Origin of the sequence: Ideonella margarita (assembly GCF_038066635.1) — a bacterium.
GTDB classification, from domain to species: domain Bacteria; phylum Pseudomonadota; class Gammaproteobacteria; order Burkholderiales; family Burkholderiaceae_C; genus Ideonella; species Ideonella margarita.
Map to the genome: position 1 here is coordinate 40,898 of NZ_JBBUTI010000012.1, position 22,343 is coordinate 63,240.

The 22,343-nt window shown below is 68.8% G+C and carries 21 protein-coding genes, 1 pseudogene and 1 riboswitch; of the genes and pseudogenes, 11 read left to right on the forward strand and 11 right to left on the reverse strand.

Translation table 11 applies throughout. The annotated features are described in order from the left end of the window. Positions 1-8: 8 nt before the first annotated feature. Both AACH00_RS16320 and AACH00_RS16325 read right to left on the reverse strand, forming a co-directional pair. Complete coding sequence (locus AACH00_RS16320; protein WP_341400239.1) at positions 9-992, reverse strand: PDR/VanB family oxidoreductase; 984 nt, start codon at positions 990-992, stop codon at positions 9-11. After that, positions 989-1,741: a GntR family transcriptional regulator gene (locus AACH00_RS16325; RefSeq protein ID WP_341400240.1), complete on the reverse strand. Its 753-nt coding sequence runs from the start codon at positions 1,739-1,741 to the stop codon at positions 989-991. Before AACH00_RS16325 ends, AACH00_RS16320 begins: the two co-directional genes overlap by 4 nt. Before the next feature lie 77 nt (positions 1,742-1,818). Here AACH00_RS16325 and AACH00_RS16330 point away from each other — a divergent pair, with 77 nt between their 5' ends. Continuing rightward, on the forward strand, positions 1,819-2,856 hold the full coding sequence (locus AACH00_RS16330) for a Rieske 2Fe-2S domain-containing protein (RefSeq protein WP_341400241.1): 1,038 nt from the start codon (positions 1,819-1,821) through the stop codon (positions 2,854-2,856). A 57-nt stretch (positions 2,857-2,913) separates the two neighbouring features. Here the strand turns inward: AACH00_RS16330 and AACH00_RS16335 are convergent, their stop codons facing one another. Together AACH00_RS16335 and AACH00_RS16340 are read right to left on the reverse strand one after the other, a co-directional pair. Then, a complete protein-coding gene (locus AACH00_RS16335) occupies positions 2,914-3,630 on the reverse strand; it encodes a glycine-rich domain-containing protein (protein WP_341400242.1) in 717 nt (238 codons plus the stop codon). A 12-nt stretch (positions 3,631-3,642) separates the two neighbouring features. Beyond that, complete coding sequence (locus AACH00_RS16340) at positions 3,643-4,716, reverse strand: hypothetical protein (protein WP_341400243.1); 1,074 nt, start codon at positions 4,714-4,716, stop codon at positions 3,643-3,645. A 100-nt stretch (positions 4,717-4,816) separates the two neighbouring features. Next, a riboswitch (glycine riboswitch) is annotated at positions 4,817-4,921 on the forward strand. A 168-nt stretch (positions 4,922-5,089) separates the two neighbouring features. Here AACH00_RS16340 and AACH00_RS16345 point away from each other — a divergent pair. Then, complete coding sequence (locus tag AACH00_RS16345) at positions 5,090-6,355, forward strand: D-amino acid dehydrogenase (protein ID WP_341400244.1); 1,266 nt, start codon at positions 5,090-5,092, stop codon at positions 6,353-6,355. A 39-nt stretch (positions 6,356-6,394) separates the two neighbouring features. Here AACH00_RS16345 and AACH00_RS16350 read toward each other — a convergent pair whose 3' ends face one another. Further along, positions 6,395-7,237 (reverse strand): DUF3047 domain-containing protein, encoded by an 843-nt coding sequence (locus tag AACH00_RS16350; RefSeq protein ID WP_341400245.1) that lies wholly within the window; start codon positions 7,235-7,237, stop codon positions 6,395-6,397. Between the two features lie 194 nt (positions 7,238-7,431). On the opposite strand from AACH00_RS16350, the gene AACH00_RS16355 reads away from it, so the two are divergent. After that, complete coding sequence (locus AACH00_RS16355) at positions 7,432-7,896, forward strand: hypothetical protein (RefSeq protein ID WP_341400246.1); 465 nt, start codon at positions 7,432-7,434, stop codon at positions 7,894-7,896. Then, the gene (locus AACH00_RS16360; RefSeq protein WP_341400247.1) at positions 7,896-8,915 is read left to right on the forward strand and encodes a DUF2145 domain-containing protein; all 1,020 of its coding nucleotides are present in this window, start codon (positions 7,896-7,898) and stop codon (positions 8,913-8,915) included. The genes AACH00_RS16355 and AACH00_RS16360 overlap by 1 nt, the downstream gene beginning before the upstream one ends. Before the next feature lie 20 nt (positions 8,916-8,935). On the opposite strand, the gene AACH00_RS16365 is transcribed toward AACH00_RS16360, so the two are convergent. Both AACH00_RS16365 and AACH00_RS16370 read right to left on the reverse strand, forming a co-directional pair. Next, entirely contained in the window at positions 8,936-10,120 is a 1,185-nt protein-coding gene (locus AACH00_RS16365) for an acetyl-CoA C-acyltransferase family protein (protein WP_341400248.1), read from the reverse strand. Between the two features lie 156 nt (positions 10,121-10,276). Continuing rightward, positions 10,277-11,662, reverse strand: coding sequence for a class II fumarate hydratase (locus AACH00_RS16370; protein WP_341400249.1), 1,386 nt, complete (start codon positions 11,660-11,662; stop codon positions 10,277-10,279). A gap of 133 nt (positions 11,663-11,795) precedes the next feature. On the opposite strand from AACH00_RS16370, the gene acnA reads away from it, so the two are divergent. Continuing rightward, positions 11,796-14,606 (forward strand): aconitate hydratase AcnA, encoded by a 2,811-nt coding sequence (acnA, locus tag AACH00_RS16375; protein WP_341400250.1) that lies wholly within the window; start codon positions 11,796-11,798, stop codon positions 14,604-14,606. On the opposite strand, the gene AACH00_RS16380 is transcribed toward acnA, so the two are convergent. Beyond that, entirely contained in the window at positions 14,547-15,068 is a 522-nt protein-coding gene (locus AACH00_RS16380; RefSeq protein ID WP_341400251.1) for a YciI family protein, read from the reverse strand. The genes acnA and AACH00_RS16380 overlap by 60 nt on opposite strands. 137 nt (positions 15,069-15,205) lie before the next feature. On the opposite strand from AACH00_RS16380, the gene AACH00_RS16385 reads away from it, so the two are divergent. Next, positions 15,206-16,591, forward strand: a complete 1,386-nt coding sequence (locus AACH00_RS16385; protein WP_341400253.1) for a glutamine synthetase family protein — start codon at positions 15,206-15,208, stop codon at positions 16,589-16,591. A 36-nt stretch (positions 16,592-16,627) separates the two neighbouring features. Continuing rightward, positions 16,628-17,893: a mechanosensitive ion channel family protein gene (locus AACH00_RS16390; protein WP_341400254.1), complete on the forward strand. Its 1,266-nt coding sequence runs from the start codon at positions 16,628-16,630 to the stop codon at positions 17,891-17,893. Here AACH00_RS16390 and AACH00_RS16395 read toward each other — a convergent pair. Next, a pseudogene (locus AACH00_RS16395) lies at positions 17,879-18,598 on the reverse strand (Crp/Fnr family transcriptional regulator). The gene AACH00_RS16390 and the pseudogene AACH00_RS16395 sit on opposite strands and share 15 nt — an antisense overlap. Before the next feature lie 296 nt (positions 18,599-18,894). On the opposite strand from AACH00_RS16395, the gene AACH00_RS16400 reads away from it, so the two are divergent. Then, a complete protein-coding gene (locus AACH00_RS16400; RefSeq protein WP_341400255.1) occupies positions 18,895-19,233 on the forward strand; it encodes a DUF1488 family protein in 339 nt (112 codons plus the stop codon). Here AACH00_RS16400 and AACH00_RS16405 read toward each other — a convergent pair. Further along, on the reverse strand, positions 19,207-20,055 hold the full coding sequence (locus AACH00_RS16405) for an N-formylglutamate amidohydrolase (protein WP_341400256.1): 849 nt from the start codon (positions 20,053-20,055) through the stop codon (positions 19,207-19,209). The two genes, AACH00_RS16400 and AACH00_RS16405, sit on opposite strands and share 27 nt — an antisense overlap. Before the next feature lie 17 nt (positions 20,056-20,072). Next, entirely contained in the window at positions 20,073-20,537 is a 465-nt protein-coding gene (gene yidD, locus AACH00_RS19900; RefSeq protein ID WP_423221953.1) for a membrane protein insertion efficiency factor YidD, read from the reverse strand. A 370-nt stretch (positions 20,538-20,907) separates the two neighbouring features. Here yidD and AACH00_RS16410 point away from each other — a divergent pair, with 370 nt between their 5' ends. From AACH00_RS16410 to AACH00_RS16420, 3 genes are read left to right on the forward strand one after another with little or no spacing between them, the layout of a single operon-like run. Next, positions 20,908-21,426, forward strand: coding sequence for a sensor histidine kinase (locus AACH00_RS16410; protein WP_341400257.1), 519 nt, complete (start codon positions 20,908-20,910; stop codon positions 21,424-21,426). 3 nt (positions 21,427-21,429) lie between these two features. After that, a complete protein-coding gene (locus tag AACH00_RS16415; RefSeq protein WP_341400258.1) occupies positions 21,430-21,615 on the forward strand; it encodes a sensor histidine kinase in 186 nt (61 codons plus the stop codon). Continuing rightward, the gene (locus AACH00_RS16420) at positions 21,612-22,253 is read left to right on the forward strand and encodes a response regulator transcription factor (protein WP_341400259.1); all 642 of its coding nucleotides are present in this window, start codon (positions 21,612-21,614) and stop codon (positions 22,251-22,253) included. The genes AACH00_RS16415 and AACH00_RS16420 overlap by 4 nt, the downstream gene beginning before the upstream one ends. Positions 22,254-22,343: the final 90 nt, after the last annotated feature.

The following is a 22,343-nucleotide window of genomic DNA, read 5'->3' on the forward strand; positions in this document are numbered from 1 at the left end:
GGCGCAGCTCAGAGGTCAATCACCAGCCGCCCACCCTTGGCGCGCGAGCAGCAGGGCAGGAACTGGTCGTTCGCGGCCTGCTCCTCAGGCGTGAGGTACTGGTCGCGGTGGTCCGGCTCACCCGCCAGCACCACGGTCAGGCAGGTGCCGCACACGCCTTGCTCGCACGAGGTGGCGAGGAACACGCCGGCGTCGGTCAGGGCGCGGGCGGCGGTCTGGTCGGCCGCCACGGTGATGATGCGGCCGCTGCGTGACAGCTCCAGCTCGAAGGGCTGATCGCCAGCTTCGGGCGCGGCTGCGGCGAAGGATTCCTGGTGGCGGCGATCAGCGCCCCAGCCTGCGGCCTCTGCGGCGCCCAGCACCGCCTGCATGAAGCCTTGCGGCCCGCAGGTGTAGATGTGGCTGCCGGCCGGGGCTTCGGCCACTTCGCGGGCCAGGTCGAGGCGGGTTTCTGGCTCGTCGTCGAAGTGCAGCGCCACGCTGGCGGCCCAGGGCAGCTGGGCCAGGCGTTCAAGGTAGGGCGCGCGGCTGCGTGAACGTACAGCCAGGTGCAGCTTGAACGAGGCGCCCTGCGCGTGCAGTGCGTGCGCCATCGACAGCAGCGGGGTGATGCCGATGCCGCCGGCCATCAGCAAATGGTGCGCGGCCTGCGGCGCCAGGCTGAACTGGTGACGCGGCGCGCTGATCTGCAAGGTCTGCCCGGCGCGCAGGCCCAGGTGCACCGCGCGTGAGCCGCCGCGCGATTGCGGCGCGTCCAGCACGCCCAGCTCGTAGCGGTCAGCTTCCGTCGGGCTGTTGCACAGCGAATACGGCCGCACCAGGCCACCGGGCAGGTGCACGTCGATGTGATCGCCGGCCTGGAAGGGCGGCAGGTGTTCACCGGGCAGGGGCAACAGTTCGAGGCCGCAGATGTCGGTGGCTTCCTGCCACTTGCGGGCGAGCTGGACGGTGAGCAGCGGGGCTTGGGAAGCGGTGTTGGCGGGTGCGGTCATGCGAAGTTGTCCTGGCCGTTGTGCGCGGCGTGGTGTTCAGTGTCGGTGGAGGCGTTCATCAGCCCGATCAAGGCGTGTTCGCGCATCCAGGTGGCGGCGCGGGTGCCGTCGCCGCGGCGCAGCGCGTCGAGCACGAATTCATGTTGCAGCTGGGCCAGTTGCAGCCGTGCGAATTCCTTGGCCAGTGCGCCGGTGTCCAGCGCAATCGCGTCGGCCGATGCGAAGGGCAGCTGGTTGTTGCGCACCAGGGCGTCGGTGATCACGCTGCTGCCGGTCACGGCCTGCGTGGCGGCCAGCAGCGCTTCGTGGAACTGGCGGTTCAGCGCGCCCCATAGCTCAATGTCGGCGGCTTGAAGGTGGCCCGCTGCCAGCAGGGCGCGGCCCCGGGCCACGGCATCTTCCAGGGCCAGCCGGGCATCGGTGGGCAAACCGGCCTCGGCAATGCGTTGCACGGCCAGGCTTTCCAGGGCGCCCCGCACCTCCACGGCGCTGCGCACATCCGCGGCGCTGAAACCACGCACCACCAGGCCGCGCTTGCCGGTCTTGTGCAGCAGGCCTTCCTGCTCCAGCGCCTTGAATGCCAGCCGCACCGGCGTGCGCGACACGCCCAGCGCATCGGCCACGCCGGCTTCACTCAGGCGGCTGCCGGCAGGCCAGCGGCCTTCGCGCAGTTGCTGGCGCAGGGTGGCCAGCAAGGAGGCTGCCTGCGGGCCTGTGCCAATGCCTTCGGCGCTTTGAATTGAACTCATGGGATCCAATGGTAGCCATCTATTGACAAAATCCATGCATGAAAACCATGATGGGATCCCAAATTAAGGAGTTTGAGATGTTTCCGCTGAATGCTTGGTACGTGGCCGCCATGCCTGACGAGGTCGCGCAGGCGCCGTTGGGCCGTCGCATCTGTGACCTGCCGATCGCCTTCTGGCGTGATGCGCAAGGCCAGGTGCAGGCGGTGGAAGACTTCTGTCCGCACCGCGGTGCCCCGCTGTCGCTGGGCTTCGTGCGTGACGGCCAACTGGTGTGCGGCTACCACGGCCTGGCCATGGGCGGTGATGGCAAGACGGTGAGCATGCCCGGCCAGCGCACCCGCGGCTTCCCTTGCGCCCGGGCCTACCCGGTGGCTGAGCGCTACGGCTTCATCTGGGTGTGGCCGGGCGAGGCCGCCAAGGCCGACGTGAACGCCATTCCGGTGCCGCTGTGGCATGCGCAAGAGGGCTGGGCCTACGGCGGCGGCCTGTATCACATGCCCTGCGACTACCGCCTGCTGGTCGACAACCTGATGGACCTGACGCACGAGACCTATGTGCACGCCAGCAGCATCGGCCAGAAGGAAATTGACGAGGCCCCGGTGGCCACGCAGCTGCTGCCCTCGGGCCAGGTGATCACCGAGCGCCGCATGGGCGGCATCCATGCGCCGCCGTTCTGGCAAGCCGCGATGACGGCCAATGGCCTCGACCCGCAGGCCAAGGTCGACCGCTGGCAGGTGTGCCGCTTCGTGCCGCCGAGCAATGTGTTGATCGACGTGGGTGTGGCCCTCGAAGGCCAGGGCGGTTTCGATGCGCCCGAGCATGCCAAGGTGGCCTCGGTGGTGGTCGACTACATCACCCCGGAAAGCGCCACCAGCTGCTGGTACTTCTGGGGCATGGCCCGCCATTTCAAGCCGGAGGACACGGCGCTCACCGATGCCATCCGCGAAGGCCAGGGCAAGATCTTTGCCGAGGACATGGAGATCCTGCGTCGCCAGCAGGAGAACCTGCTGCGCTGGCCTGACCGCGCCTTGCTGAAGCTCAACATCGACGCAGGTGGCGTGCAGGCCCGCAAGATCATCGACCAGATGCTGGCGGCCGAGGCGCCGCAGGGCTGATCGACAGGCGGGCCTGAGCGGCCCGATGAGTCACTGGCTCAGGCATTGAGCCAGCGATCAATCGCCGCCGCAGCCACCGCCGCAGCCGCCATCGCCACCGCCGTCTCCGCCTCCGTCGCTGCCCCAGCCACCGCCATCGCTGCTGTCGGAAGTGAGGGCGTGCAGGTCACCGGTTTCGCCGCCCCCGCAACCATCACTCCCGACGCCGGTGTCATTGTCACGGCGTTGGCCTTGCGGGCCGTCCAGGCGCCACCAGGTGTGTCCGGGGATTGCGAGTTTGTGGTCGATCGCGAACAGCAGCGGCAGCCGGCTTGGTGTGCGGGGCTGGATGTTGTCGTCATGGCAGGCGGCGCGCCAGGTACGGCGCATGGCGCTCAGGCGGCCCTGCGCGGTGGCCATCGCACCGGTGCTGGCTGGCAGGTGGTGGAAGAAGCTGCCGAAGGCCTGCGCGCAGAACGCCTCATAGGCCCGGGTGTCGAGGATGAAGTGGTGCCACAGCTCATCCACCGCGAGAGAGGGCATGGCCACCGGCAGCGGCCGGGTGCGCGCATGGATGAGGAACCACTGCCGCAGCGCACGCGCCACGAGATGCTGGTCGCGCAGCGTGAGGTGGGGCCATCGCTCGGTCAAGCCATTCAGCAGCCGCGCCGGGAAGACATGACCGCGAATGAAGCGCTCGCGCTCCAGCAATTTCAGACGCCGCTGGGTGCGCCACCACATGCCTGCACCGCCCGCTGCGGCCAGGCCCAGGATCAGGTTGGTGGCGATCAGCATCGGTCGGCTCCTTCAGGGGGCAGCCACCAGGCTGGTGGTGTCGGTTTGTGAACGCAGCGACGAGCCCGTGCGGCGGATGTGCGTCACGGCCGTCGGCCAGCCGCTGCGCAGGTCGACCTTGAATTCGGCGCGGTCATCAACCGTGAGGTTGGCCAGTGTTTCACCGATGTTGGCCGTGGGCTTGCCCATGCGCGTGGCCATGTCGGTCAAGGTGCGCGACATGATGCGCTGGAACGCCGCGCTGTCTACCTTCTGCTGCCAGCCGATGGTGGCGCTGGGGCCTTCCTGCTGCATCACCTGGTACTCGCCGCGGCCTGGAATGGCCTCACCGCCCAGCGCATTTGGCAGGGCCGCGTCGTAGCTGAAGGGCTGGTTCATACCCACCGGCTTGCCCAGCAGGCTGAACATCAGCTGGGCCTCGCGGGTGCTGGTGGCCACCATCTGTGCTTCGGTCGCGAACATCGGCCGAACCTGCTGCATCACCCCGGCCACGGCGGCGTCTGTCATGCCGTTGCTGCGCAGCATCGTGCCCATGTCGGTCAACACCTTGTCCATCAGCGCCTGGATGTCGCGCCAGTTGCGCAGGCCCACCACACCGCGGTCGTGCGACACCACCAGCTCCAGCGTCAGGCCCTTCATCAGGTTCGACATCTGCCGCACCATCGGGTTGGCCGCTGCCTCGGCATCATCCAGCCGGGTTTCGCCGTAGCGCCAGGCCAGCACGCTCTGCTCGCCATTCACGGCCAGCACCTGCACGTCGATGGGCGTGTCGCTGCTCTGCGCCTGCTCAACCAGGTCGTTGCGTGCGCGGGCGCGGGTCTTGGTCAGCACATAGCGGCGGGTGTCGCCCACGGCCCAGCGCACCTGCACCAGCGGGGCGGCGGGTGTTGCGGCAGAGGGGGCAGCGGGCGCTGTGGCGGCCGCGGCCTTCGCCGACTGCCCGGGCTTGGCCGCGGCGGCGCTCTCGGTCGCGGTGGCTGGCAAGGCCAGGCAGCACAGGGCAGCCGCCATGGCCGTGATGGCCGCGAACCTGGGCGCCAGGGCGCTGCAGCGCCGTGCGCGCCAGTGTGAAAAACGGGTCAGCATGGCCGCCAGTCTACGTGCACCGTGATGACAAGCTGGCGGGGCCTGTGGCATAGTCCGGCCCGCAACGGGTGCCTGAGAAATCTCTGATCAAGCACCCGCTGACAACGCATCGGGAGAGCCCGACACCCCTTGAGACACAGGTGGTGAAGGCGCCGAAGGAGCAACCACCCCGGAAACTCTCAGGCCCCAGGACCGGTGCGTTGCGAAGTCACTCTGAAGAGCCGCCGGTGTCGTCACCCGGTGCACCGAAGGAGCAAATGCCCGCCGCCCAAGGCCGGGTGTGAATCTCTCAGGTCATGGAACAGAGGGGGTGCCTGCTGCCGCATGGGTGCGCTGCAGGCGTCCCTGATCGACGTTCCATGGAGCACTTCGCATGTCTCGCACCATTGCCGTCGTTGGCGGCGGCATCACCGGCGTCACCACCGCCTATGCCCTGGCCCGCCGCGGCCACACCGTCACCCTGTTCGAAAAGCATCGCTACGCCGCGATGGAAACCTCGTTCGCCAATGGCGGGCAGTTGTCGGCCTCGAACGCCGAGGTCTGGAACCACCTGTCCACGGTGGTCAAGGGCCTGAAGTGGATGCTGCGCAGCGACGCACCGCTGCTGGTGAACCCGAAGCCCAGCTGGCACAAGCTCAGCTGGTTCGCCGAGTTCATCGCCAACATCCCGCACTACGAGCGCAACACCGTGGCCACCGCCAAGCTGGCGATTGCCGCGCGCGACCACCTGTATGCGTGGGCCGCCGAAGAGGGCGTTGATTTCGACCTGCGCCGCCAGGGCATCCTGCACATCTACCGCGACAAGCCCGGCTTCGACCACGCCGCCAAGGTGAGCGAGCTGCTGGCCCAGGGCGGCTTGCCCCGCCGTGCCGTCACACCGGCCGAGATGCGGGCCATCGAGCCCACGCTGGCCGGCGCTTACTACGGCGGCTTCTACACCGAGAGCGACGCCACCGGCGACATCCACAAGTTCACCACCGGCCTGGCCGCTGCCGCGCAACGCCGGGGCGTGAACTGCCTGTACGGCCAGGACGTGCGCCGCGTGGAAGCCGATGCCAGCCAGGCCCGCATCAGCGTGGCCACCGACGCCGGAGAGCAGACCTTGGCCTTTGACGCCGTGGTGGTGTGTGCCGGCACCGCCAGCCGCGCGATTGCCGCGGGCCTGGGTGACCGGGTCAACATCTACCCGGTGAAGGGCTACTCCATCACCGTGAACCTGAATGACGCACAGAGCCAGGCGGCCGCGCCACAGGTGAGCCTGCTGGACGACGCCACGAAGCTCGTCACCAGCCGCCTGGGCGTCGACCGCTTCCGCGTGGCCGGCACGGCCGAGTTCAACGGCATGAACCGTGACATCCGCGCTGACCGCATCAAGCCGCTGGTGGATTGGGTGAACCAGTGCTTCCCGGGCGTGAGCACCCGCAGCGTGGTGCCATGGGCCGGCTTGCGGCCGATGCTGCCCGACATGCTGCCGCGTGTGGGCCGCGGTCGTTTGCCGACGGTGTTTTACAACACCGGCCACGGCCACCTGGGCTGGACGCTGAGTGCCGTGACCGCCGACATGGTGGCTGGGGTGCTGACCGATGCGCTGGGCGCACCGGCCACGGTGGCTGCGGGTGGTTTGCAGCCGGCTGTCTGAGCCAGCGCCTGCGTCGACGTGGAACAGGCCAGCGTCCTTTCAGGCGCTGAAGCTCAAATCACCAAACCAGGCCCTGCTCTGGATGCGCAGATCGTCACTGTCGGTGAGCACACCGACGTGGCGGATGCGCCCGGGTGGCGGCTCACCGAACACGCGCTGGTAATCGAGCGCGACGTTTCGGCGGTGCTGTCGCCACTCACCGAGGTGCGCCGCGCCGCTGTCCACCACCAGGTAGCGGATGCGCGAGCTGCGCGGGTACTGGAAGATGGCCTCGAGCGGGCCCTGGCCGTCCCACACGTACATCAGCGTGGCGTGCGGCAGCACATGGCCCGTGAATAGCTCCACCTGCTCGTGGAAGATGGTTTCGCGCAGCGTGAGCTTGGGCGGCGGGCCGTCGAAGGTGATCACCACGCGGGCCGGCGCATCGTCCAGATCGTCGTCGGCCACGGTGGCGCGAGGGTCGATCTCATCCACCCGCCATGAAAAGTTCAGCCACGGCGTTTGCCTCGGGTCGATGTTCACATCGCAGCGCAAGCCCGACACCGAGCGCGCCGCGTCGGCCTGCACCACCATGCGGCCGTCCTTGCGGGTGAGCTCGTAGTGGGTGGGCGGCAGGTCACGCCGCATGATGTGCGGGTGCCAGCCGGCGGGCAGGCTGCCCACATCGCCGCCGCCGGTGAAGGGCAGCGGGCCGCGGCTGCCGGTGGGCAGCGCTGCGGTGGCGCTGTCGGGTGGGCCGGCTTCGCCCTGGCGTGCCAAAGGCGCGCACCCGGCCACCAGCCAGCCCGCGGCCGCCGCACACCACAAGCGGCGTTGCGGCTGGGCGAGAGGCGCTGACGTGCTGGTGCAGGCCTCAGTGCGGGCGTCAGTGTGGTCGGACAAGGTCGCTGGCAGGTGTGGGTGCGGCATGGGGCAGGGCAGTCACAAGTGCCTACAACCGGGCACAAGCGCAGCATGCTCGCCTTGGGCCGTGTCAGGGGGATGACGACGTAAGATCCAGGCCATTCCCGAGATCTTTTGATCTGTTTTTTCAAATCCATCCCTACATCCATTTCGCCTGCGGGCCGGAGTTCACCATGCGTTCTGCTTCCTTCCGTTGGGCCTGCGCCGCTGTGCTGGCCGTGGCCGCCACCCAACCTGCGCTGGCTGACACCATCACCTCCTCGGCGTCCAGCGCGGCGTCGCAGTCGGTGGGCAGCTCGTCCACCTCGATCGAGAAGTCCAGCAAGTCCTCGTCGGGCCAGGAACGCACGGCGGCCGGCGATTACCGCGTCATCGACATCACCGTGGCCGAGCAGCGCCCGGGCCTGGTCCGTGTGCAACTGCAAGCCGTGGCCGACGCCAGCGCCGAAGGTGGGCTGTTCGTCTGGATGCCGCAAACCGTGGCCGAAGCCGCCCAGGTGACCGTGGGCGGCGTGGTGGCCGCACAGGCCCGCGACTACGGCGTGGCCTTTGCCGACGCTACCAGCGGCCGCGCCTTCTTCCTGGTGCTGGACGACGCGGTGTACCGCGAACTGGGCAGCCAGGTCGTCGTGCTCTGATGCGTTTGACGGGCTCGGTGAGCCCGGCGGGCCTGTGTGCGTTGCTGGTGTTGCTGGCCGGGCTTGCCACCAGCAGTCCGGCTTTCGCCTTCAGCAGCGGCAGTGCATCGCTGCGCCTGTGCGACAGCCCGTCGCGTCTGGGCGCGCCTGAGCAAGACCGTCTGCTGCGGTTTGCCGGCCGCATCAAGGCGGAGTTGGCCGCCAGTGGCCAGGCCCTCGCGCTGATCGCCCGCTCGGGCACCGACCTGCGTCGGGTGGGCCTGCGGTATTCGCATGCCGGCCTGGCCCTGCGTGACAGCGCCGCCAGCCCCTGGGCGGTGCGCCAGCTGTATTACGCCTGCGAAGAAGGGGCGCCGCGCCTGTTTGACCAGGGCTTGCCCGGCTTCGTGATGGGCGCCGACAACCCGGCACTCGGCCACGTGTCGGTGCTGCTGCTGCCGCCCGGTGCGGCGGCCGATCTGGCGCAGAGCGCGCTCGACAAGCCCACCGCCCTGTCGGTGCTGCACCCGGCCTACAGCGCCAATGCGTATGCCTTCAGCACCACGTTCCAGAACTGCAACCAGTGGGTGGCCGAGCTGATGGCCGTGAGCTGGGGGCGATTGAGCGTGCCGGCATCGTCAGAAGCGGCACCCGCAGCGGTGGCCACTACCCCCGCCACTACCCCCGCCACTACCCCCGCCACTACCCCCGCCACCACGCGCGCCGCCGCACAAGCCTGGCTGCAGGCTGCGGGCTATGTGCCCACGCCGGTGCAGGTGCGCTGGCGGCCGGTGGTGTGGCTGGCGCCGCTGGTGCCCTATGTGCACAACAGCGACCACCCTGAGGCCGATCTGGCCGCGGCGGTTTACCGCGTCAGCATGCCCGATGCGCTGGAAGCGTTTGCCCGGGCGCAGCACCCCGGCGCCCAGCGCCTGGAGTTCTGCCACGACGCGCGGCAGATCGTGCTGCGGCGTGACGGTGCGCCATTGCCCGACGATTGCTCGGCGGGCGAAGGCGACACCGTCTGGCCGCTGGACTGAGGCCGCTGGTTTCAGTCCGATCAGCAGCGCTCGAAGATGGCCGCAATGCCCTGGCCACCGCCAATGCACATGGTAGCCAGCGCGTAGCGGCCGCCCGTGCGGTGCAGCTCGTAGATCGCCTTGGTGGCGATGATCGCGCCCGTGGCCCCCACCGGGTGACCCAGCGAAATGCCCGAGCCGTTCGGGTTCACCTTCTCCGGATCAAACCCCAGCAGCTTGGCCACCGCGCAGGCCTGGGCCGCAAAGGCTTCGTTGGCTTCGATCACGTCGATGTCGCCCACCTGCAGGCCGGCGCGTTGCAGCGCGATGCGCGTGGCCGGCACGGGCCCCAGGCCCATCAGCTTGGGGTCGAGGCCGGCGTGGCCGTGGCTCACCAGCCGGGCCAGCGGCTTCAGGCCCTGGGCTTTCACCGCATCACCGGTAGCCAGCACCAGCGCGGCGGCGCCGTCGTTCAGGCCCGAGGCGTTGCCGGCGGTCACGCTGCCGTCCGGCTTGAAAGCCGGGCGCATCTTGGCCAGTGATTCCACGGTGGTGTCGCCACGCACATGCTCGTCGGTGGCGAAGCTGATGGTGCCCTTGCGGCTGGCGATCTCCACCGGCACGATCTGCGAGGTGAACCGGCCTTCGGCCACGGCACGGGCGGCGCGCTGCTGGCTCACCACGGCCAGCTCGTCCTGCATCTGGCGGGTGATGCCTTCCTGGGCCGCCACGTTTTCGGCGGTGATGCCCATGTGGATCTTGTGGAAGGGGTCGTGCAGGATGCCGAGCATGTAGTCGGTCATCACGGCGTCACCCATGCGCTGGCCCCAGCGGGCAGCTGGCATCAGGTAAGGGCCGCGGCTCATCGACTCGGCGCCAGCGCCAATCGCCACGTCGGCATCGCCCATCTGCAGCGATTGCGCCGCCAGCAGCATCGCCTGCAGGCCCGAGCCGCACAGGCGGTTCACGTTGAAGGCCGGAGTTTCCTGCGGAATGCCGGCTTCGATGGCGGCCACGCGCGAAAGGTAGGCGTCGCGGGTGTCGGTGGGAATCACGTTGCCCATCACCACCTGGCCAACCCGGGTCGGGTCAACGCCGGCGCGGGCCATGGCGGTCTTGACGGTGAGCGTGGCCAGCTGGGTCAGCGGCACGTCCTTGAGCGATCCGCCGAAGGTGCCGATGGCCGTGCGCGCGGCACCCACCACATAGATGTCCTTGAAGCTCATGGTTTGTCTCCTCAGTTGGCAGTGCAGATGTCAGTGCAGATGGCGGCACCGATCTCGGTGTCGAGCCGCAATTCTGGCCCCGCCGGTTGACGCCAGGCTTGCCCGGCGGCTAGAGGCACACGTCCAATCGTGGATGGCGGCGGTCGGGGCGGCTGATCAAACCATGTTCGCCGGGTCGGTCCAGGCGTCAAAGTCGCGGGCATTGACGCTGCCCAGCGCGAGTGCAGCCTCGCGCAGGCTGCTGCCGGTGGCCTCGGCCCGCTGGGCGATGGCCGCAGCGGCCTCATAGCCGATGTGCGGCGCCAGGGCCGTCACCAGCATCAGCGAGCCGTCGAGCAGCGCGCGCATCCGCGCCGCATCGGGCTGCATGCCGGCCACGCAATGGCGCTCGAAGCTGGTCATGCCGTCGGCCAGCAGGCGCAGGCTTTGCAGCAGGTTGTGGGCCAGCAATGGCTTGGCGGTGTTGAGCTCCAGCATGCCGGCGGCGCCACCGAAGCTCATGGCCACGTCATTGGCCATCACCTGCATGCACAGCATCAGCATCGCTTCGCACTGCGTGGGGTTGACCTTGCCGGGCATGATCGAGCTGCCCGGCTCATTCGGCGGCAGGTGCCATTCACCCAGCCCGCCGCGCGGGCCCGAGGCCAGCCAGCGCAAGTCATTGGCGATGCGGGTCAAGGCCACGGCCAGGCCCTTGAGGGCGCCGTGCAGGCTGACCAGCGCGTCGTGCGCGGCCAGCGCCGCGAAGCGGTTGTCAGCGCAGTGCCAGGCCAGGCCGGTGTCGGCCGCCAGCCACAACGCCATCCGGGTGCCAAACGCCGGGTGGGTGTTCAGGCCCGTGCCCACCGCCGTGCCACCAATCGCCAGGCCCAGCAGGCCGGTCCAGTGCTGGTGCAGATGGGCCTGCGCCGCGTCCAGCTGGGCCACCCAGCCCGACACCTCCTGGCCCACGGTGATGGGCGTCGCGTCCTGCAGGTGCGTGCGGCCCAGCTTCACGAGTTGCGCGTGCCGGGTGGCGTGCCCGTGCAGGGTGTCGCGCAGGCGTTGCAGCGCCGGCAGCAGTTGCTGGCTGAGCTGCGTGCCGGCGGCCAGGTGCATGGCGGTCGGGAACACGTCGTTCGACGACTGCCCGAGGTTCACATGGTCATTCGGATGCACGCAGCGCAAGTTGCCCCTTCCAGCGCCCATCAACTCGGAAGCCCGGTTGGCCAGCACCTCGTTCACGTTCATGTTGCAGGGCGTGCCTGAGCCGGTTTGCCAGATCCCCAGCGGAAACGCGCCCGGATGATGGCCGGCCAGCATTTCTGCTGCGGCATCCACGATGGCCGAGGCCATGGCCGGCGGCAACAAGCCCAGTTCGGCATTCACCTCGGCCGCAGCCCGCTTGATGTGCACCAGCGCCATCCACAAGCCCCAGGGCGGCTGCTCGGTGGAGATCGCGAAGTGCAGCAGCGCCCGCTGGGTCTGTGCGCCCCACAGGGCGGTGTGCGCCACGGGGATGTCGCCCATGCTGTCGTGTTCCAGTCGGAAACCGTCGGGCATGGTCACTCCAGAGGGCCTGCTGGCAGGCGGTCATTCAGCGTAGCGGGGCGGCGGCCGGCTGGCTGCTGCCCAGCGCACAGACCGGCGCACAGCCCCCGGCCATGCTCAGGCGCTGTTCAACTGGAGAGCCGCCATGCCACTGAGCCCCACCGACACCCTGCGCCCGTTCACCCTGGCCTCCGGGCAGCAAGGGTGGCTGCATGCGCTGAGCGCGCTGGGGCCGCTCGGGCTGGGTGAGGTGTCGCGGCTGCCAGTGTCGCTGCGCATGGTGCTTGAATCGATGCTGCGCCATGTGGACGGTGTGCGCGTCACGGAAGCGCAGGTGCGCGCGCTGGCCAATTGGCAGCCGCAAGCGCCGCGCACCGAGGAGCTGCCGATGGTGGTCTCGCGCATCCTGCTGCAAGACTTCACCGGCGTGCCGCTGCTGTGCGACCTGGCCGCGATGCGCGACCGGGCCCAGCGTCTGGGCGCCGCGGCAGTGCGTGTCACGCCCTGTGTGCCGGTGGATCTGGTGGTCGACCACTCGGTGCAGGTGGACCACTGGCGCGGCCCCGATGCGCTGGCACTGAATGGCCGGCTGGAATTCGAGCGCAACAACGAGCGTTACCGCTTCATCCGCTGGGGCACGCAGGCGTTTGACCGCGTGCGCGCCGTGCCGCCGGGTGTGGGCATCGTCCACCAGGTGAACCTGGAGTTTCTGGCGCCGGGCGTGCATGAGCGCGACGGCACCTACTTCCCCGACAGCCTGGTGGGCACCGACAGCCACACCACCATGATCAACGGCCTGGGCGTGCTGGCCTGGGGCGTGGGCGGCATCGAGGCCCAGGCGGCCATGCTGGGCGAGCCCGTGACGCTGCTGACGCCCGATGTGGTGGGCGTGCACCTGACCGGCCAGCTGCCCGCCGGCACCACCGCCACCGACCTGGTGCTGCTGCTCACCCAGCGGCTGCGGCAAGCCCGCGTGGTCGGGCAGTTCGTCGAGTTCTTCGGCGAGGGCGCCGCCAGCCTCAGCCTGCCCGACCGCGCCACCGTGTCCAACATGGCACCCGAATATGGCGCCACCATCGGCTTCTTTCCGCCCGATGACGTGACGGCCGGCTACCTGCTGGACACCGGGCGCAGCGCGGCTGCCGTTGATGCCTTCCGCAGCTATTTCCAGGCCCAGGGCCTGTTCGGCATGCCGCGTGCGGGTGACATCGATTACTCCCGCGTCGTGCCCCTGGACTTGACCACCGTGGTGCCCTGCGTGGCCGGGCCGAGCCACCCGCAAGATCTGATCCCTTTGCCCGAGTTGCCCGCCCGCTTCGAGGCCTTGCTCAACAGCCCCACCACGCTGGGCGGCTACGGCGTGCAGCCCACCCAGGGGCCGCTGGCGCATGGCGATGTGCTGATCGCGGCGATCACCTCTTGCACCAACACCTCCAACCCGCAGGTGATGCTGGCGGCGGGCCTGCTGGCGCAGCGCGCGGTGGCCCGGGGCATGCGGGTGGCCGCCCGCATCAAGACCTCACTGGCGCCGGGTTCGCGGGTGGTCACCGATTACCTGCAGCGCGCGGGTTTGCTCGCGCCGTTGGCCGAGCTGGGGTTTCAGGTGGTGGCTTATGGCTGCACCACCTGCATCGGCAACAGCGGGCCGCTGCCCGATGCGGTGATGGCCGCGCTGGGGGCGGAGCCGGTGGTGGGTGTGGCCGTGCTCAGTGGCAACCGCAATTTCGAGGCGCGCATCCACCCGGCCGTGCAAGCCAACTTCCTGATGAGCCCGCCGCTGGTGGTGGCCTTTGCGCTGGCCGGCCGCATCGGCATCGACCTGACCACCGAAGCGCTGGGCCTGGACCGCCACGGCCAGCCCGTGTGGCTGCATGAGCTGTGGCCCAGCGCCGCTGACGTGGCCGAGGCGCAGGCTTTGGCGGGCGGTGCTGCGGCCTACCAGCGCCTGTATGCCCACACTGACCAGCTCAGCCCCGCCTGGACCATGCTCGACGTGCCCGCCGGCCTGACCTGGGATTGGGCGCCGTCCACCTACCTGGCCCGGCCGCCTTTCCTGGACGACGTGACCATGGCCTTGCCCGCCTGGCAGCCCATCCAGGGCGCCCGCGCCTTGCTGATGCTGGGTGACGCCATCACCACCGACCACATCAGCCCGGCCGGTGCCATCAACGAGTTTTCCAATGCGGGGCAGTGGTTGCAGGCTCAGGGTGTGAGCCCGTCCCACTTCAACAGTTATGGCGCTCGGCGTGGCCAGCATGAGGTGATGGTGCGCGGCACCTTCGCCCACGGCCGCCTGCGCAACCTGATGATGCCGGCGCGCCAGGGCGGTGGCCCCACCGAGGGCAGCGTCACGCCGATGCAGCCGGGCGGGCAGGTGAGCTCGGTGTTTGATGCGGCGATGATCTACCAGCAGGCTGGCACGCCGGTGCTGGTGTTTGCCGGTGAAGACTACGGCAGCGGCTCCAGCCGGGACTGGGCCGCCAAGGGCACCCGACTGCTGGGGGTGCGGGCAGTGATTGCCCGCAGCTTCGAGCGCATCCACCGCGCCAACCTGGTCGGCATGGGCGTGCTGCCGCTGCAGTTCATGGACACCGACAGCATCGCCGGCCTGCACCTGCAGGGTGACGAGCGGTTCGACGTGGACACCCACCTCACCGCCGATGGCCGCTGGCAACCCGGGCAGACAGTGACGCTGCACATCCACCGCGCCGAAGGCGGCCATGTGCAATGCCCCCTGCGGCTGTGCGTGGACACGGCGCTGGAGGCCGAATACCTGCGCCACGGCGGGCTGCAGCCCTACCTGCTGCGCAAGCTGCTGGCCGACGAGCCGGCTGACCTGATGGCGGCGTCGCCCAAGCCGCTGTCTGCCATGCCAGACGCGGCCCGGCCGTTGTGGTCAGGGGGCCGTCTGGCTGATGCGGCCGTGGGTCTGGTTGACGAGCATCAGCGCCGCTGAACCGTAGAAGCGGTGGAACTCCGCCACCATCTCGCCCTTGGCAATGACCGGGTCGGTGGCGGTGAGCAGCCGAGCCGCCTCAATGCTGGGCACCGCGAAGATGTACAGGCCGCGACGTCCTTCCTGGCCGTCGAGCGGGCCGGCGGTCACCAGCGTGCCCTCGGCGGCCATGCGCCTGATGTTGTCGAAGTGGCCCTTGAACATCGCGTCGCGCTCTGGCCCGGCCGGCACTGGCGTGGGGCCGGTCTTCAGGATGGCCAGCACATACGGGCGCATGCCGCGCTCATCGGCGCCGAGTTGACGGGCCAGGGCCGCGTCATAAACCGGCGCGGTGGCACCTGAGGCTTCGTTGGTGGCCGGCGCCATGGCTTGAGCCTGGGCCGGCAGGGCGTGCAGCGCGGCAACCAGGGTGGCCAGCACGGGCAGGGTGCGGGTGGGCATCAAGAACATGCGGGTCGACATGGGCCAGGGCCTCCGGGGTGAGCGTGGGTGAGTCGGCGTGACGCCACAGTGTCTCCCAAACCCTCAGGGTTGCCATCAGCGCCCTGGTGTCCGCTTCTCGGCGCAAAATGGGTCATCACCACAGCCTTGATGCTGACATGACGATTGATGCTGCCGCTGCAAACAACGCCGCCAACAAGGCCGCCAACCCCAGCCCGGCCGAGCTGCTGGCCACCTTCCAGCGTGAGGGCGTGCGCGACGTGGCGTGCCTCTTTCCTGATGTGACGGGTTATCCGCGCGGCAAGCTGATGCCCGCGGCCAGCTTCGCCAAAGGCCAGGAATTGCGCATGGCCCAGGCCATTCCGATGCAGTGCGTGACGGGCGAGTATTCGTACGACCCGATCTTCCCGGACGAAGACCCAGACGTGCGCCTGGTGCCCGACATGGCCACCGTGCGCCGCATGCCCTGGGCCAGCAGCCCGCGTTACCTTGCCATCCACGACTGCATCGAGCTGAGTGGTGAGCACTGCGCCTTCGCGCCGCGCTCGGTGCTCAAGGCCGTGCTGGCCCGGTATGCCGAGCGTGGCCTGACGCCCGTGGTGGCGCCCGAGATCGAGTTCTACCTGACGGCGCCCTGCACCGACCCCGCGCAGCCGCTGGTGGCGCCGGTGGGCCGCGGTGGCAGGGCCGAGGTGGGCCAGTCGGCCTTCAGCCTGAACATGCTCGATGAGCTCGGCCCATTCTGGGATGCCTTTCACGCGGCCATCGACACGCTGGGCATCCGCGGCGATACCTGGATTCATGAGGTGGGCTGCAGCCAGTACGAGATCAACCTGATGCACGGCGATGCGCTGGCGCTGGCCGACCAGGCCTTCCTGTTCAAGTACGCCGCCAAGGAAGTGGCGCTGCAGCACGGGTTGAACGCCGTGTTCATGGCCAAGCCGATCGCGGGTGAGGCGGGCAGCTCGATGCACCTGCACCAGAGCGTGGTGAATGCGGCGGGCGAGAACATCTTCAGCAATGCCAACGGCACGGCGTCACCGGCCTTTCTGCACTACATCGGCGGCTTGCAAACCTACGGCCCCGACCTGATGCTGCTGTATGCGCCGCACGTCAACTCCTACCGGCGTTATGTGTCGGGCAGCCAGGCGCCGATCAACCTGGAGTGGGGCCACGACAACCGCACGGCAGGCCTGCGCGTGCCGACCAGCGCCCCGGTGGCGCGGCGGGTGGAAAACCGCATCGCCGGGTCGGACGCCAACCCCTACCTCGTGCTGGCCGCCAGCCTGGCCGCGGGCCTCGCGGGCATGGACGAAGCCATCATCCCGGCCGACCCCATCACCGGCGACGGTTATGCCCAGGCGCACACCTTGCCGCGCACGTTTGCCGAGGCCCACGCCCAACTGGCGCGCAGCCCCTCGGCACCGCGCCTGCTGGGAAAAGGCTTTGTGCAGGCCTACCTGGCCGTGAAGGGCCTGGAGCACGACAGCTTCCTGCGCGAGATCAGCGCCTGGGAGCGTCGCTTCCTCGGCCCGCTGGTCTGATCGGCCGCTGCAATTGAAGGAGTGGCGATGGGCGCGATGAGCACAGCCGGCAATGCCGCCGACATCTGGTGGGTCGGCCTGGCCTGGACGGCGGCGGCCACGGTGGTGGCCGCCTTGCTGGTGCGCCTGCTGTGGCTGGTGCAGGACAAGGCCGTGGCGCGCCTGCGGGCCTGGCTGGTGCTGCTGCGCCGCAAGCAAGGCCATGCGGCCATCGTCAGCACCTATGTCGACCATGCCAATTCCGGCGTGCAGTGGGTGGTGACGGCGCTCTCCTGGGGCCTGATCGTGCTGGTGATCGACCTGTGGGCCAGCTTCGTGCTGCAGCAGTTCAGCTGGACACGCTCCTGGGGCCTGCGGTCTTTTGATTGGCTGATGGACGTGCTGGGCCAGTTCTTCAGCGCCACGCTGGGGGCGGTGCCGGGCCTGCTCACGGCTTTGCTGATCTTCGGGCTGGCGCGGCTGGTGTCGCAGGCGCAATGCCTGTTGCTGGAGCGTGTGGAGCGCGGTGAAGTGCGCCTGGGCTGGCTCGACAAGGACACCGCCGGCCCCACACGCCGGCTGGCGCAGGTGGTGGTGTGGCTGTTTGCGCTGGCCATGGCGTACCCGTACCTGCCGGGCTCGAACAGCGAGGCCTTCAAGGGCTTGTCGGTGCTGGCAGGCTTGATGCTGTCGCTCGGGGCGTCCAGCGTGGTCGGGCAGGCCATGTCGGGCCTGAGCCTGATGTACTCCCGCGCGCTGCGGGTGGGTGAGTACGTGAAGATCGGCGACACCGAAGGCACGGTCACGCAGGTCGGCCTGTTCGCCACCCGGGTGCAGACCGGGATGGGTGAAGAGGTGATCCTGCCGAACTCGGTGGTGTTCGGCCAGCCCGTGCGCAATTTCTCGCGCCTGGTGGAGGACGGCCAGTTCGTGCTGCACACGGCCGTCACCATCGGCTACTCCACGCCCTGGCGGCAGGTGCACGCCATGCTGCTGGAAGCGGCATCGCGCACGCCCGGTGTGGCCGCCGTTCCGGCGCCGTATGTCATCCAGTCCGCGCTGAGTGATTTCTACGTGGAGTACCGCCTGTGCGCCCAGGGCAACAACAACGCCCCGCGCCGCCGCGCCGAGGCGCTGAGTGCGCTGCATGCCAATGTGCAGGACGTGTTCAATGAAAACGGTGTGCAGATCATGTCGCCGCATTACCTGGCTGACCCGCCCGCCCCGCAGGTGGTGCCGGCCGGGCCGTGGGCACCGCAGCGGGGAGAGGCCTTGCAGCCGCCTGCGCAGCGTGGCCAGCGTGGCGCTTCAGTCGGCCTGTGACTTCGGCAGCAGCCGGTCGTATTCGCGCTTGACCACGTCATAGCACTCGCACGACCGGGCTTCCAGGCCCGGGCGATCGAGCACCGTGATGTGGCCGCGTGCGTACTTGATCAGCCCCGCGCGCTGCAGCTTGAGCGCGCCTTCGGTCACGCCTTCCCGGCGCACGCCCAGCATGTTGGCAATCAGCTCCTGGGTCATCACCAGCTCCACGCCCGGCAGGCGGTCCAGGCTCAGCAGCAGCCAGCGGCACAACTGCTGGTCGAGTGAGTGGTGGCGGTTGCACACCGCCGTCTGCGACATCTGCGTGATCAGCGCCTGCGTGTAGCGCAGCAACAGGTGCAGCACCGGCACCGAGCGGTTGAACTCGTCCTTGATGGCAGCGGCACGCATCTTGAAGCCCTTGCCGGCGCTCTGCACCACGGCCCGGCTGGGGGGTGATTCGCCGCCCATGAACAGCGCGATGCCGACCACACCCTCGCGGCCGACCACGGCGATCTCGGCGGAGGAACCGTCTTCCATCACATACAACAGCGAGACGATGGCGCTGGTGGGAAACACCACATGCGACATCGTGCTGCCGGACTAGTACAGCACATGCCCGAGCGGCAGGTCGATGGGCTCCAGCATGTCGCGCCATCGGGTCCAGACTGCTTCGGGCAAGACGGCCAGCAACTGGTTGTCGCGGGCATTGGCATTGGCAGACATCGTGGCTTGCAAGGTGCTCATTTCAGGAAAGGCGTTCCGTGGTGATGGCGGCCTGCATGAGCGCCCCTGACCCTGCGTGTTGCAGGGCCTTCGATGCAATGTAGTGGCTTTGAATTGCTGGTGTATGTGCGATGACGCACAGATCCCCTACATGCCGTGTTCGCCAGCGCACAGACGGCAACAGGGGGGGCGCTCACATTGCGTCTCCGCGCTGTGTTGTTCAGCTTGTTTAAAGCGAACGACGGCGCTGCCGGTGATCTTTTTTGCGTTGTCCCTTGCCTGAAGTGTGTCTGCACATGCCTGCTCCCCCCGCTACTCTCTCCACCGTGCCCGCCGAAGAGGCACTGCCGTGCCCCGCGCCGTTTTTCCACAGCGACAGCGATTCGGTCCGCTTCTGGGTTCAGGTCCACGGCTTGCCCGTCGGGGCCACCATCAGCCGGGCCACGCTGCATTACCGCTTCTGCCCCCAGCAGGCGGGTGACCAGCCCCTGGCCACCTACCTGGCGCATGCCGCCGAGGTGGACAGCGCCGTGCGCCGAAGGGTGCTGGGGGGCTCGATCGAGCCCGTGATGCTGCGGGAGCATGACCTGCTTCCCGTGCCAGTGCCTTCAGGCAGTCAGACGCCCGGGGCTTGAGCGTTGGCGGGCAGATACGTTGGCGGGCAGATAACCCGCATACCGCATGAACGCCAGCAGTGCAGCGGCCAGGTCGTCCGGCAGCCGCGCCTGGCGCTGACGCAAGGCGCTGCCGAATTCCAGCTGGATGGCGTCGATGCCCTCGGGCTGGTGGCTGCCGTAGGTCGCCACCGTGTGGCCGCCACTGAACCGGGGGTCCTCGGCGCTGAGCGTGTCTTGCATCAAAGGCGCCACCGTGTAGCCACGCGCCGCCAGCTCACCCGTCAGGCTGTGCGGGCCTTGCAAGGCCACCGGGCCCAGGCGCTTGATGAGCGCACGGGCCGTCTGGCCGTTTCGGGTGCCGCGAAAGATGGTGTCGGGCACCTGGCCCTGGCCGTGCACGTCCACCATCAAGGCGCCGTTCGGGAAGCGCTTGCGCAGATCGGCCACTTGCGCCGCCACCTCCGCGTGGTAGCTGCGCCAGGCGGGCACGGCGTCATCCGACTCGGTGCCTTCGGCCTCGCTGCGGTTCACATCCACGTATCTGCGGTGCGCCAGGGCCACCACCAAGGCTGGCCGCTGGCCACCCGTCAGGCGGGCCAGCGCCAGGGCGGTCTGCTCGGCCAGCGGCCGTGTGCCCAGGTCGCGCAGCACCGTGCCGCGGGTGCGTGCCGGGGGCAGGCCGATGAAGGCCTCGCCGTCGTGCGGCACGGTCAGCAGCAGCGGCAACTCGCCCGGGGTGGACAGTGTCTGCACCAGCGGCGCGCGGCCCGGCTCGGCGGCGTGCATCGTGGCGGGCAGCAGCGTGGTCGTCAGCGAGATCAGCAGGTGGCGGCGTTGCATGGGCGACATCCCGAGGTTCAACGTGAAGGGGTTCTGCGCTGCGGCAGTCGGGTGGCGCGGTCTCGGGCCCTGGTCTCTGATTTCTTCTTGCTGGACGGCCAGTCGCAGCCGCTCGCCATGTCAGCACAGTCGCAGACCGACGAGGGTCTGCAGCCACCATGCCCGTGGCCGCCGCCATCCAGGTCGCAACCATCGCAGGGCAAGTCGCAATCGCCGCGTTGGGCCGCGGGCATGCGCCGCGCGGCAGGGGTGGTGTTGTGCAGCTTCTCTGGTTGAAAGCGGCGGTGTGCCACGCCGCAGCGGTGCATGCGCAAACGCAGTACGCCGGTCCCCTTCCAAGGCCCGTGCCGGCGGATGGCGCGCCAGCCAAGTTCAGCGCAGCTGGGCTGGCCCAGGTGCACGCGGTAGGCGCATGAGAAACCTTTGTAGGGTGACAGCCAGCGCTGGTACAGCCGGATCAACCAAAGTGCAAAACAACGCATGCGTCAGCCAACCCGGAGGCCGGCCAGTGTGAACCAGCCGCGTTTATAACCGGCCGCGCCGGGACGCTCGGCGCAGCCTGTGCCCGGCCGCACAGACCGCAGGCGTGACAGGCCGGAAGCTGCGTCTTGTGGGCATTGACAGGAGACCTTGATCTGTTCAGTGGGGAGAATTCGCCACTCCCGCATTGCCGACCGGCCCGTCTCGAAACTGGCCCAAATACGAGCCATATTGCTAGATGGTTGAGCGCCGACAGGGCGCTTGGAGTTCGCGTTGATCCCTCTACAGAGGGGACGGAGTGCTTGTGTTGCACAAACAGCAGTCAGGTTGGAAAGACACGAGTTTGACGGGACGCCGACATGGCGAGCAGTGATGGTGACCCACAGCCGGGATCTGCCCGCGCCTGATGGCGCGGAAATAGCTGCATTGCGGCAACAACTTTTCACCCACGAACGCGCCACCCGCCACCAGCTGGCGCAGGTGCTGCACGACCACATCGGCCAGATCCTGACGGTGGCCCGGCTCCGGCTGGACAGCATCGGTGATTCGCTCCAGGCCAAGGGCGACAAGGTGCAGGGCCCGGCCTTGCACGAGGTGTCGGCCCAGCTGTGCCAGGCCCTCACCATGATCCGCGGCATGCTGACCGACCTGCGCCCGGCGCTGCTGGACGAGCGTGGCCTGGCCGCCGCCCTGGCCAGTGAACTGGGTCAGCATGGCCTGTGCAACATGCCCGTGCGCATGACCTGGGACGTGGACATCGAAGCCGCCACCTGCCGCTGGCCGCCGCAGGTGGAGTACGCCGCCTTCATGCTGGCCCGCGAGGCGCTGGTGAATGCCCTGCGCCACGCCGACGCCACCGAGGTACAGGTGCGCCTGAGCGGCAACGCGTAGCAGATGAACCTGACCGTGCACGACAACGGCAGCGGCCTGCCCGCTTCTGATGAGGCCGATGTCAGCTTCGGCCTGGGCGTGCTCGGCATGCGTGAACGCAGCCTGTCGGTCGGGGCGCATTTCGCCATTCACAGCCAGCCCGGAAGCGGCACCACGGTGTTGATGCGCTGGCAGTCGGAGCAAGCATGACCACCGTCTATCTGGTTGATGACCACCTCGTGCTGCGCCAGGGCCTGCAAGCCCTGCTGGAGGCCGCCGGGCACACGGTGGTCGGCGGCAGTGAAGACCCGACCCGCGCGATCGCGGAGCTGATCCGCCTGCAACCGAAGGTCTTGATCCTCGATCTGACGCTGGACAAGCGCTCAGGCTTCGAGCTGCTGGAATACTTGAAGCGCCGGGCCTTGCCGGTGCGCACCGTGGTGCTGACGATGTCGGCCCATCCGCGGCATGTGGGTGAGGCCGTGCGCCTGGGCGTGTCGAGCTATCTGCTGAAGGGCGTGTCGATGGCCGAGGTGCTGAGCGCCGTGGCGCATGCCGAGCGCGGCGAGATGTACTTCACCGCCGAAACCGCCGACCTAGCGGTGAAGGCGCTGGCGCTAGGCGCTGACGAGCCGGCGCTGGCGTCCTTGTCGGCCCGCGAGCGGCAGGTCATCACGCTGGTGGTGCAGGGGCATTCCAGCGCGGCCATCGGGGCGCTGCTGCACCTGTCGCCCAAGACGGTCGATTCCTACCGCAGCCGCCTGATGGCCAAGCTGGGCGTGCCCGATGTGACGGCGCTGGTGCGCCTGTCCATCCGCCTCGGGCTGATCGACGTGAGCGGCGCCTGAGGGCGACAGTCTCCTGCTGGGGCTCCAGGCCCGGCGCGGTTCGCGCTGGTCTGCTGCATTTCGCGCCCGTGAGATGCTGCTTGTCGCAGG

What these genes read in the sequence shown, in the direction of transcription:
- AACH00_RS16365 (WP_341400248.1), bottom strand. Translation starts at nt 10,120, where the DNA reads ATGAGCTTCAAGGACATCTATGTGGTGGGTGCCGCGCGCACGGCCATC.
- yidD (WP_423221953.1), bottom strand. Translation starts at nt 20,537, where the DNA reads ATGCGTTGTTTTGCACTTTGGTTGATCCGGCTGTACCAGCGCTGGCTG.
- AACH00_RS16345 (WP_341400244.1), top strand. Translation starts at nt 5,090, where the DNA reads ATGTCTCGCACCATTGCCGTCGTTGGCGGCGGCATCACCGGCGTCACC.
- AACH00_RS16405 (WP_341400256.1), bottom strand. Translation starts at nt 20,055, where the DNA reads ATGCAACGCCGCCACCTGCTGATCTCGCTGACGACCACGCTGCTGCCC.
- AACH00_RS16370 (WP_341400249.1), bottom strand. Translation starts at nt 11,662, where the DNA reads ATGCCCGACGGTTTCCGACTGGAACACGACAGCATGGGCGACATCCCC.
- AACH00_RS16335 (WP_341400242.1), bottom strand. Translation starts at nt 3,630, where the DNA reads ATGCTGATCGCCACCAACCTGATCCTGGGCCTGGCCGCAGCGGGCGGT.
- AACH00_RS16320 (WP_341400239.1), bottom strand. Translation starts at nt 992, where the DNA reads ATGACCGCACCCGCCAACACCGCTTCCCAAGCCCCGCTGCTCACCGTC.
- AACH00_RS16390 (WP_341400254.1), top strand. Translation starts at nt 16,628, where the DNA reads ATGAGCACAGCCGGCAATGCCGCCGACATCTGGTGGGTCGGCCTGGCC.
- AACH00_RS16355 (WP_341400246.1), top strand. Translation starts at nt 7,432, where the DNA reads ATGCGTTCTGCTTCCTTCCGTTGGGCCTGCGCCGCTGTGCTGGCCGTG.
- AACH00_RS16385 (WP_341400253.1), top strand. Translation starts at nt 15,206, where the DNA reads ATGACGATTGATGCTGCCGCTGCAAACAACGCCGCCAACAAGGCCGCC.
- AACH00_RS16380 (WP_341400251.1), bottom strand. Translation starts at nt 15,068, where the DNA reads ATGTCGACCCGCATGTTCTTGATGCCCACCCGCACCCTGCCCGTGCTG.
- AACH00_RS16325 (WP_341400240.1), bottom strand. Translation starts at nt 1,741, where the DNA reads ATGAGTTCAATTCAAAGCGCCGAAGGCATTGGCACAGGCCCGCAGGCA.
- AACH00_RS16360 (WP_341400247.1), top strand. Translation starts at nt 7,896, where the DNA reads ATGCGTTTGACGGGCTCGGTGAGCCCGGCGGGCCTGTGTGCGTTGCTG.
- acnA (WP_341400250.1), top strand. Translation starts at nt 11,796, where the DNA reads ATGCCACTGAGCCCCACCGACACCCTGCGCCCGTTCACCCTGGCCTCC.
- AACH00_RS16415 (WP_341400258.1), top strand. Translation starts at nt 21,430, where the DNA reads ATGAACCTGACCGTGCACGACAACGGCAGCGGCCTGCCCGCTTCTGAT.
- AACH00_RS16420 (WP_341400259.1), top strand. Translation starts at nt 21,612, where the DNA reads ATGACCACCGTCTATCTGGTTGATGACCACCTCGTGCTGCGCCAGGGC.
- AACH00_RS16330 (WP_341400241.1), top strand. Translation starts at nt 1,819, where the DNA reads ATGTTTCCGCTGAATGCTTGGTACGTGGCCGCCATGCCTGACGAGGTC.
- AACH00_RS16400 (WP_341400255.1), top strand. Translation starts at nt 18,895, where the DNA reads ATGCCTGCTCCCCCCGCTACTCTCTCCACCGTGCCCGCCGAAGAGGCA.
- AACH00_RS16410 (WP_341400257.1), top strand. Translation starts at nt 20,908, where the DNA reads ATGGTGACCCACAGCCGGGATCTGCCCGCGCCTGATGGCGCGGAAATA.
- AACH00_RS16340 (WP_341400243.1), bottom strand. Translation starts at nt 4,716, where the DNA reads ATGCTGACCCGTTTTTCACACTGGCGCGCACGGCGCTGCAGCGCCCTG.